Source organism: Arthrobacter sp. HMSC08H08, assembly GCF_001807575.1.
GTDB lineage: Bacteria > Actinomycetota > Actinomycetes > Actinomycetales > Micrococcaceae > Pseudoglutamicibacter > Pseudoglutamicibacter albus.
In genome coordinates, this window is sequence record NZ_KV789394.1 from 194,803 (window position 1) to 195,009 (window position 207).

Genomic DNA, 207 nt, shown 5'->3' on the forward strand with positions numbered 1-207 from the left:
TTCCCCGCGCCTGCGGGGATGATCCGTCCACGAGATCGTCCAGCGCAGCTCCGGAGGTGAGTTCCCCGCGCCTGCGGGGATGATCCGAAGGCCCGCCTGCCGGGCTGGCCTAAGCTTCGGAGTTCCCCGCGCCTGCGGGGATGATCCGTCGCGAATCTTGCTCTTTCGTACATTAGATCGGAGTTCCCCGCGCCTGCGGGGATGATC